This is a genomic window from Micromonospora endophytica (assembly GCF_003236305.1).
GTDB classification, from domain to species: Bacteria; Actinomycetota; Actinomycetes; order Mycobacteriales; family Micromonosporaceae; genus Micromonospora; species Micromonospora endophytica.
Genome location: NZ_POTX01000284.1, coordinates 1 through 6,837 on the forward strand (window position 1 = coordinate 1; position 6,837 = coordinate 6,837).

The 6,837-nt window shown below is 69.0% G+C and carries 9 protein-coding genes; 4 read left to right on the top strand and 5 right to left on the bottom strand.

Features of this window, described 5'->3' with window-relative positions:
- Positions 1–96 precede the first annotated feature (96 nt).
- Complete coding sequence (locus tag C1I93_RS26810; protein WP_111246061.1) at positions 97–498, bottom strand: hypothetical protein; 402 nt, start codon at positions 496–498, stop codon at positions 97–99.
- 310 nt (positions 499–808) lie between these two features.
- Here C1I93_RS26810 and C1I93_RS26820 point away from each other — a divergent pair, with 310 nt between their 5' ends.
- Positions 809–1,189, top strand: coding sequence for a hypothetical protein (locus C1I93_RS26820; protein ID WP_111246062.1), 381 nt, complete (start codon positions 809–811; stop codon positions 1,187–1,189).
- 69 nt (positions 1,190–1,258) lie between these two features.
- Here the strand turns inward: C1I93_RS26820 and C1I93_RS26825 are convergent, their stop codons facing one another.
- From C1I93_RS26825 to C1I93_RS26835, 3 genes are all read right to left on the bottom strand, one after another.
- On the bottom strand, positions 1,259–2,380 hold the full coding sequence (locus tag C1I93_RS26825) for a sporulation protein (RefSeq protein ID WP_111246063.1): 1,122 nt from the start codon (positions 2,378–2,380) through the stop codon (positions 1,259–1,261).
- 194 nt (positions 2,381–2,574) lie between these two features.
- Positions 2,575–2,796 carry a DUF397 domain-containing protein gene (locus C1I93_RS26830; protein ID WP_111246064.1) on the bottom strand — a complete coding sequence of 74 codons (222 nt, stop codon included), beginning with the start codon at positions 2,794–2,796 and terminating at the stop codon, positions 2,575–2,577.
- Complete coding sequence (locus tag C1I93_RS26835) at positions 2,793–3,662, bottom strand: helix-turn-helix domain-containing protein (RefSeq protein WP_111246065.1); 870 nt, start codon at positions 3,660–3,662, stop codon at positions 2,793–2,795. The genes C1I93_RS26830 and C1I93_RS26835 overlap by 4 nt, the downstream gene beginning before the upstream one ends.
- A gap of 431 nt (positions 3,663–4,093) precedes the next feature.
- Here C1I93_RS26835 and C1I93_RS26840 point away from each other — a divergent pair, with 431 nt between their 5' ends.
- From C1I93_RS26840 to C1I93_RS26850, 3 genes are all read left to right on the top strand, one after another.
- The gene (locus C1I93_RS26840; RefSeq protein ID WP_111246066.1) at positions 4,094–4,348 is read left to right on the top strand and encodes a DivIVA domain-containing protein; all 255 of its coding nucleotides are present in this window, start codon (positions 4,094–4,096) and stop codon (positions 4,346–4,348) included.
- Positions 4,349–4,723: 375 nt separating this feature from the next.
- Positions 4,724–5,116: a YciI family protein gene (locus tag C1I93_RS26845; RefSeq protein ID WP_181445343.1), complete on the top strand. Its 393-nt coding sequence runs from the start codon at positions 4,724–4,726 to the stop codon at positions 5,114–5,116.
- Positions 5,117–5,138: 22 nt separating this feature from the next.
- Complete coding sequence (locus tag C1I93_RS26850; protein WP_111246068.1) at positions 5,139–6,377, top strand: RNA polymerase sigma factor; 1,239 nt, start codon at positions 5,139–5,141, stop codon at positions 6,375–6,377.
- 92 nt (positions 6,378–6,469) lie between these two features.
- Here C1I93_RS26850 and C1I93_RS26855 read toward each other — a convergent pair.
- A partial coding sequence (locus C1I93_RS26855) for a cellulose binding domain-containing protein (protein ID WP_181445342.1) occupies positions 6,470–6,837 on the bottom strand: 368 nt, incomplete at its 5' end.

Here is a 6,837-nt window from a genome sequence, read left to right on the forward strand (position 1 = left end):
CCCCCACCCCCTGACCGAGTTGATCATGAGGTTAGCGGCACTTTGAAGATCAAATACTGCCGCTAACCTCATGATCAACGGGGTGGGTGGGTGGTGTTAGTCGAAGTTGCCGGTTTGGGTGGCGGGGGTGGAGTTGTCGCTTGTGGTGCCGCCGGCGGGAGTGCTCATGCCGCCGGTGGTGGCGTCACCGGTGGTGGTCGGTGCCACCTTTCCGCGGTGGCGCTCCGGCTGGCGGGCCACCCGGCGGGCGCTGGCCGGTCCGGCTGTGCCGCCGGTCGTGGTGATCGCGCCCTGCCCCCGGGTCGGGCCGCCGTCGCGCAACACGGTGGGGTCCGTCGGCACGTGCGCCGGATCGTCCCGGTCGTCGCGTTGGATGGCACTCTCCACATCGGTAGGTGGCACGGTCACCTCGTCGAGCGCGCCCTCGCCGTACACACCACCGGCGATCCGCTCCTCGGCCTGGCGGGCGGCTTCCTGTCGCATGTCGTCCTCACGCACGATCCATCACCTCACAGAATGGGTCGGTCCTCGGTGCGTGCCCGGTAGCCGGCAGGACTAACCCGCACCGCCGCAGCGGACGGCGGAACCCGACATACAGCGCAGAAGACGCGATGGACGGGCCACGGGTACGCCGGTCCGGCGGGCCGGCCAGTTGCCGACGGATCCGCCGATCGACCAGGGGTTACTGCTCCCGGCACGCCGGGTAGACCCCGGGTGCCCCCGCCAAGCACGCGAACCGTGCCGTGGCCGACACGCGGTAGCGGGGCGAGGGTCGCAGGTTACGACTCATCAATCCTGAGGAGGACAGATGAGCACGCAGGCTGCATCCACCAGGCCGATGAACCGTCCGGCTCCGGACGTACAGCATCGGCAGGCAATGCAGGAGACACCGACCCAGCCGATGCCGATGATGCACGACGGGCACCGGGAGCCGATGCCGTCGCCGGGTACGGAGACCAAGCAGGCGTTCCTGACGACGGAGTTCTGGGTCTACGCGGCTGCCGTCACCGTGCTGGTGATCTCGGCCTTCTGGCGTGGTACGACCGCGAATGGCCTGAACATCAACAACCCCGGCCAGGCGTGGCTCTACATCACCCTGCTGACCCTCGGTTACCTGGGTAGCCGTGGTCTGGCCAAGGCCGGTAGCCAGCGGCGGAACGCCGCCGAACGCCGGCAGCGCGGACGCTGACCCTCCGCGCGCACCACGGTGGCTCTCCGGGTTCGTCCCGGAGGGCCACCGTGCCATTGCGGGTACGACTCAGAATTCCTCGAAGCCGCCGAAGTCGCCGCCGCCGAAGTCGCCACCGAAGTCACCGGCAGCCTCGGCGATCTCCTCCTCGCCACCTTCGAGCGCGTTGCCGATCATGTGGCCGGCGATCATGCCGCCCGCGGCACCGAGCGCCGCGCCGGCCACGATCCCACCCATGCCGACGCCACCCCGCTGCTGCGGGTGGCCGTACTTCTGCGGAGCACCGTAACCCGGGGCCCCATAACCCGGAGCACCGTAGCCGGGAGCGCCGTGGCCCGGAGCGCCGTAACCCGGGGCGCCGTAACCCGGGGCACCGTAGCCGGGAGCGCCGTAGCCCTGCGGGCCGAACGCCTGGGCGCGCAACGCGCCGAAGCGACCGATGGTCTCCTGCAACCAGCCGTCGACCACCTGCGCCCAGTCTGCCCGCTCGGCCTCGGCGTGCCCCACCTGGTAACGCCCGAAGACGTCCTGGCCAGGGGTGAGGAAACCGCCGCGCTTGTCGCACTCCAGCACCACGTCGACGCCGTGCGGGTTGGTCACGAAGGTCAGCTCGACCTCGTTGACGGTCTGCGCGTACTGCGGCGCGGCGAAGAACTCGACCTCCTGGTAGAACGGCAGCGTCTGGTGCACGCCGTGGATCATGCCGCGCTCGACATCGGCCTTCTTGAACCGGAAACCGAGCTGACCGAACGCCTCCAGGATCCGCTCCTGCACCGGCAGCGGGTGCACGTAGATCTCGTCCAGGTCGCCCTTGTCCACCGCGCGGGCGATCGCCAACTCGGTACGCAGGCCCATCGTCATGCCGTGCAGGCGCTGGCCGTACACCGCGGTGACCGGGGTCTCCCAGGGCACCGGAAGCTGGAACGGGATGGACAGCGGCTGCTTCGGGGCGAGCTGGAGCGGGCCGCTCACCACCTGCCGGTGGAACTCCATCACACCGGCGTGCTCACCGACCTCGACCCGGGTGACCAGCCCGATGGCGATCTGCTCGATGTCCGCCGCAGCCTCCCCGCCGAGCAGGTTGACCTGGCCGGTGAGGGTTTCCCCGGGCCGGACGTTCGGGTTGGCCAGGACGGTGTCCACACTGGGGCCGCCCACACCGAGCGCGCTCAACATCTTCTTGAAGACCATCGGAACTCTCCCGCGGGGTCTGGTGCCCGTACTCCCTTGAGGACCGGACGCTGACGGCGGCACGGTATCGGTCGGGCCTGTGAAGTCGCTGAAAACCCGCCGCCCAGGTCACCACCAGTTCAGCAGGCAGGCATACCATTCGGCCGGCAAGGTGCAGTCGAAAGGTGAGTCAGACCGGCCAGGTGACTCGGCTATCAGGGGGCGACGAAGTCGAACTCGCCGTCCTTGACACTGCGAACGAAAGCCGTCCACTCCTCGGCTGTGTAGACGATCGTCGCGGCCTCGGGTGCCTTGCTGTGCCGAACGGCCACTCGTCCGGACCCGTCGAGTACGGGACCAGCCTCAACGCAGCTCCCACCGTTGCTCGCGCTCTTGGTGCTGATGTGCCAAGCCACTACGGGCAGGATCTCGCTCATGGAAGATTCTCTCCAATCGTTGCGATCAGCTTCGCCGACTCCTGCGGGTCGAGTGCGGCCTCTCGGAGTCGATCGTACGCAAGCGCGTAACGCTTGGACTTCGGAGATTCCATGAAGAAGCGGCCCCCCAGATGCTCTGCGTATGCGACCTCGGGATACGGCTTCGGCATCCTGAACAGCCAGAACGAACCGTCCAAGCCAGAGTGAAGGCCGACACTTGACGGCATGACCCGGACATCGATGTTGGGGCGGCGAAGCAGTTCCCCGAGGTGCCGGAGCTGGCCGCGCATCAGAGCTGCACCGCCGACGGGACGACGCAAGACGCTCTCATCGATGACCGCTGCGATGCGGAGGCTCGGCTCTCGGTCAATCACCCGCTGCCGGTCAAGTCGCAGCTGTAGCCACTTGCCGACCGAGTAGTCGGTCGCCTTGTCACCCTCGGCGTTGCGGATCACCGCTTCGGCGTAGTGCCGCGTCTGCATGAGCCCTGGCATGAGCATGGCGTCCCACGAGCAGATCTGCTCCGCTCGACTCTCCAGCCAGGGGAAGTCGATGAAGGAGGCGTCGACCAGCTCGTCATAGTCATCGTCCCACCGATCCGTGCGCCATGCGTCCTCGGCGAGTTGGATGTAGCGGTTGCGCTCGCGCCCGTCGTGCTCGCCGTAAAGGTCGAGGAGCGAGGTCACGACCCCTCGACGGAACGGCCACTCGGCGCGCTCCCACCGTGCGACAGAGGAGAAGTCCCGTTCCAGAAACTCCGCCGCTTGCTTGAGCGTGAAACCGCGTTGCTCGCGTAGCTTCCGCATCTGCTGGCCCAGCCATTGGGCGCGGAGCGTTTGCACGAACGATTCGTGTTTCACAGGCATGATCCCTCTTTCTTGCCCGATCTCTGATTGAGATCCATTGGGGTTGGTTGCACCAATGCCGAGACCACTGGAAATGTGGTCTTCGGGTGAGGGTGATCGCCGACCCCCGGGGACGCCCGGTGCAAGCACGGCAACCGCGGCTGGGCCAACAGCCGAGCAGGTGACGAGAGACGGCTTCGCGTGTGGCAGACGCATACCGGTTCTCGTCGGGTCTCCACATGGAGCCGCTGTTCCCGGCTCCGACCGACTTGATGAATACCTATCACGGCAAGGCAGGTCGTCGCGAGCGTGCCTGGCCGGGAATCTGCACCATCCACCGGCAGCCCGGTGGCCGTACTCGCCGATTGGGGCTGCGGTCTTCGGGCGGGGCGGCCCTGCGCCGGAATTCCTCTTCGAGGCAGGGCCGCCCCATCCACATTGGAGGACATCCGATGAGTCGCGGAAATCTGTACGGCAGGCGGCCGGAACGGCTGTTCCCGCGCGAGGTTCGGGACTGGCGGTTCTCGGTCGTCGGGTTCGGCCGTCGCGGCCTTCACCAGCAGGAGGTACGACAATTCCTGCACCGGGTGGCGCGGGAGCTGGCCATTCTCTATCAGGATCTGGCCCGGCTCGACGACGAGAACGTACGCCTCAAGCGGGCGCTGCGGGACTGGCAGACCAGCCATGCGAAACGGAGAATCCCATGAGCCGGCGGCATGTGATCCACCTGCCGGTGAACGTGCCGGAGTTGGCCGACGCGCTTCGCTTCGCCTACACGCTGGTCCGGTCGCTGGCACTGATACCCGGCTGATCCGCTACTTGACTCGCCGGCACGAGTTGCGGCATGTCGCGGCTTCCGGACCGGTTTTGGGCACGAGTTGCGGCGTCTCGTGAAGGACGCGGGCAGCCAGCGGTCCCGATGTTGCCGACACCGGAGCCGCTCTGACGAACCCGTTCGAGCCCGGTCACTAGATCCTCAAACTTCTCCGACGGGGATGTCGAGAACAGCCCCGCCTGCTTCTACCTACCGGTGAGAGCACCGATGATGGGTGCGCAGCCGTGAGGGGACAACCGTGAAGTACATGCTTCTGATGCAGTTCAGCGCCGCCGGCACCGACTTTCCGCCGATCCACACCTGGACGCCGGAGGAGATCAGCGCGCACATCGCGTTCATGGGCGAGGTGAACGCGAAGCTGATCGCCGACGGCGAGCTTGTCGACGGGCAGGGGCTCGCCGGACCGGCGCAGGCGAAGATCGTACGTGCCGGTGCCGGGGGCGAGCCGGTGGTGACCGAGGGGCCGTTCGCCGAGACGAAGGAGTTCCTCGCCGGCTACTGGATCGTCGACGTGGAGAGCCCGGAGCGGGCGGTGGCGCTCGCCGGGTGGATCTCCACCGCGCCGGGGCCCGGTGGCGCGCCGCTCAACATGCCGGTCGAGGTGCACCCGGTGATGTCCGCGCCACCGCAGGACATGTGACCGGAACCCCGCCGTAGGACAGGTGACCGCAACCCCGCCGACCGAGGACCTGCTGCGCGACCTCGCGCCGCAGGTCCTCGGCGTGCTCGCCCGCCGTTTCGGTGACTTCACCACCGCCGAGGACGCGGTGCAGGAGGCCCTGCTGGTGGCCGCGACCCGGTGGCCGGAGGACGGCGTACCGGACAATCCGCGCGGTTGGCTGATCCAGGTCGCGTACCGGCGGATGATCGAGATGGTCCGTGCCGAGCAGTCGCGGCGGGCCCGGGAGGATCTGGCCGCCCGGCGGGAGGCGGACCGGCGCAGCGTACCGGCGGTCGACGACCAGCTCGGCGCGGACCGCGACGACGGCCTGGTGCTGCTCCTGCTCTGCTGTCACCCGGCGTTGTCGCCGACCTCGGCGGTCGCGCTCACCCTGCGGGCCGTCGGCGGTCTGACCACCGCGGAGATCGCGCGGGCGTTCCTGGTGCCGGAGGCGACGATGGCGCAGCGGATCAGCCGCGCCAAGCAGCGCATCCGCGCCTCCGGTACGCCGTTCCGGATGCCCGCGCCGGCCGAGCTGCCGGCCCGGCTCACCGCCGTCCGGCAGGTGCTGTATCTGATCTTCACCGAGGGGTACGTGGCCAGCGCGGGAGACCGGCTGCACCGCGTGGACCTGGCGCGGGAGGCGATCCGGCTGGCTCGGGCGTTGCACGCCCGCCTACCCGACGACAGCGAGTGCACCGGCCTGCTGGCGCTGATGCTGCTCACCGAGGCGCGCAGCGCGGCGCGCACCGGCGCCTCCGGCGAGCTGATTGCGCTGGCCGAGCAGGACCGGGGACGCTGGGACCAGGCCGCGATAGCCGAGGGCGTCGCGCTCGTCACCCGGGCCCTGCCGCACGGGCCGGTCGGTCCTTATCAGGTGCAGGCCGCCATCGCGGCCCTGCACGACGAGGCACCGACCGCCGGGGAGACCGACTGGCCGCAGATTCTCGCGCTCTACGAGGTGCTGGAGAAGCTGGCGGCCGGACCGGTGGTAGCCCTGAACCGGGCGGTCGCGCTCGCGATGACGCACGGCCCCGCGGCCGGCCTCGCCGCGTTGGACACGTTGGACGCAGACGCCCGTCTGGCAGGTCATCACCGGCTGCCCGCGGTCCGCGCCCACCTGTACGAGATGGCCGGCGACCACGAGCACGCCCTGGCGCAGTACCGTCTGGCCGCCACCCTCACCGCAAGCCTCCCCGAGCAGCGCTACCTGCTGATGCGCGCCGCCCTCCTGGCCTGACCCGGCCGATCATGGAGTTGTGGTGGGCGGAAACTGCGCTTTGCCCGTTATGCGGGGCACCACAACTCCATGATCGACGCGGCGGTGTGGGGTCAGCTCGCGGTGCAGGTGACCGCGGGGACGGGGTTGGTGCCGGTCCAGCTGCCGATGAAACCGAAGCTGGTGCTGGCGCCGGCGCCGAGCCGGCCGTTGTAATCGACGTTGCGCGCGGTCACCGTGGCGCCGCTGCTGGTCAGGTTGGTACCCCAGGACTGCGACACGGTCTGGCCGTTGGCGAAGGTCCACCGCACCGTCCAGCCGCTGATCGCGGCGGAGCCGGCGGTCACCCGGACGTCACCCTGGAAACCACCCTGCCACTGCCCCGTAATCGCGTACGTCGCGGTGCAGCCGCCACCCGCCGGCGGAGGCGTCGTGGTCGGCGGTGCAGTGGTGGGCGACGGGGTGGTGGTCGGTGGGGGGC

Coding starts and splice junctions, on each gene's coding strand:
- C1I93_RS26820 (WP_111246062.1), top strand. CDS start 809: ATGAGCACGCAGGCTGCATCCACCAGGCCGATGAACCGTCCGGCTCCG.
- C1I93_RS26825 (WP_111246063.1), bottom strand. CDS start 2,380: ATGGTCTTCAAGAAGATGTTGAGCGCGCTCGGTGTGGGCGGCCCCAGT.
- C1I93_RS26830 (WP_111246064.1), bottom strand. CDS start 2,796: ATGAGCGAGATCCTGCCCGTAGTGGCTTGGCACATCAGCACCAAGAGC.
- C1I93_RS26835 (WP_111246065.1), bottom strand. CDS start 3,662: ATGCCTGTGAAACACGAATCGTTCGTGCAAACGCTCCGCGCCCAATGG.
- C1I93_RS26840 (WP_111246066.1), top strand. CDS start 4,094: ATGAGTCGCGGAAATCTGTACGGCAGGCGGCCGGAACGGCTGTTCCCG.
- C1I93_RS26845 (WP_181445343.1), top strand. CDS start 4,724: ATGCTTCTGATGCAGTTCAGCGCCGCCGGCACCGACTTTCCGCCGATC.